The organism is Mesorhizobium sp. M2A.F.Ca.ET.037.01.1.1 (assembly GCF_003998075.1).
Classification (GTDB): Bacteria; Pseudomonadota; Alphaproteobacteria; order Rhizobiales; family Rhizobiaceae; genus Mesorhizobium.
On record NZ_RZSA01001335.1, the window covers coordinates 1 to 1,414 of the forward strand.

The window sequence follows — 1,414 nt, forward strand, 5'->3', positions numbered from 1 at the left end:
ACGGTGGGATTGTGGTGGCGGCGACGCATCTGCCGCTGGGGTTGGAAGGGGCGCGCGAGCTGCAAATGAAGGTAGCCCGTTGATGTTTGCGCCAGGCCCCCCTCTCTGCCCTGCCGGGCATCTCCCCCTCAAGGGGGGAGGTCAGCAGTTCAGGCGCCCCGATGGCCTTGCCGCGCTGGAGATTGGCGAAGGCCGGGTTGGCATCCAATCTCCCCCCTTGAGGGGGAGATGGCCGGCAGGCCAGAGAGGGGAGCCTGGGCGCAGGCATGTCAAATCATGCTAGCCCTCTTCCTCCGCGACATCCGCCTTTCCATCCGCGCCGGCGGCGGGGCGCTGGTCGGCGTCATCTTCTTCCTCGCCGTCATCGTCACCATCCCCTTCGGCGTCGGACCCGACCTCAACCTGTTGTCGCGCATCGGCCCGGCGATCCTGTGGATCGCGGCGCTGCTCGCCTGCCTGCTCGGGCTCGATCGCCTCTTCCAGGCCGACCGCGAGGACGGCTCGCTCGATCTTCTTGTCCTCAACGGCGACCGGCACATGCTGGCGCTGACGGTGCTGACGAAATGCCTGGCGCACTGGGCGGGCAGCGTGCTGCCGCTGGTGGTCGCCGCTCCCTTGCTCGGCCTGTTCATGAACATGGAGCCGCTGGGCATCGGGGCCACGGCGCTGACGCTGCTTATCGGCACGCCTGCCATCACCTTCATCGGCGCCGCGGGTGCGGCGGTAGCCGTGGCGCTGCCGCGCGGCGGGCTGCTGATTTCGGTGCTGGTGCTGCCGCTCACCATCCCGGTGCTGATCTTCGGCGTTTCGGCAAGCTATGGCGCCGTCGCCGATCCGGCCCCGTTCCTGCAGCCCTTCCTCATTCTTGCCGCGCTGACGCTGTTTCTTGCCGTGGTCGGGCCGCTGGCGGCGGCGTTGGCGCTGCGACACGGGACGGATTGAGGCGACAAGGACGTTCATTTCGCTGCGGCGCCGAGACGATTGCGGGAAAGCCGCGGCGGGGCTAGACCAATCCGCGAAAAGCGCGAGCGGTTTTTCCGTCCGGAATTGCGTCAGAACAAGGAAATGGAGCGGATCACTGTCTCTATCAAACGGTGAAACGCTCAGAGGAAAGACATGATCGGAACGATTGGCATGGCGGAGAATGGGGAGCGGTCGACGTGAGCACGCACGCCCTGTTCGTCACCGCCGCCTACGCCATCACGGGCGTCGTGCTGACCGTGCTGATCGGCTGGATCCTGCTCGATCAGCGGGCGCGCAAGCGCGAACTCGCGGCGCTCGAAGCGGCCGGTGTGCGTCGGCGTTCGGACAAGGCCGTCAAGCCATGAGCACCGGGACCGAAGCGCCTGCGCCGCGCCGCCGCTTGTTCGTGCTTTTGCCGCTGCTGGTGTTCCTGGGACTGGCGGGGCTGTTC

Annotated in this window: 2 protein-coding genes; both read left to right on the forward strand. The window is 67.1% G+C overall.

The window, feature by feature from the left end; all coding sequences use genetic code 11:
- Positions 1 to 276 precede the first annotated feature (276 nt).
- Positions 277 to 942 carry a heme exporter protein CcmB gene (gene ccmB, locus EOA27_RS36480; protein WP_126080437.1) on the forward strand — a complete coding sequence of 222 codons (666 nt, stop codon included), beginning with the start codon at positions 277 to 279 and terminating at the stop codon, positions 940 to 942.
- Between the two features lie 218 nt (positions 943 to 1,160).
- The gene (ccmD, locus tag EOA27_RS36485; RefSeq protein WP_126080438.1) at positions 1,161 to 1,328 is read left to right on the forward strand and encodes a heme exporter protein CcmD; all 168 of its coding nucleotides are present in this window, start codon (positions 1,161 to 1,163) and stop codon (positions 1,326 to 1,328) included.
- Positions 1,329 to 1,414 lie beyond the last annotated feature (86 nt).

Excerpts from the sequence above, each read along its gene's own strand:
- ccmB (WP_126080437.1), top strand. The coding sequence starts at position 277 with ATGCTAGCCCTCTTCCTCCGCGACATCCGCCTTTCCATCCGCGCCGGC.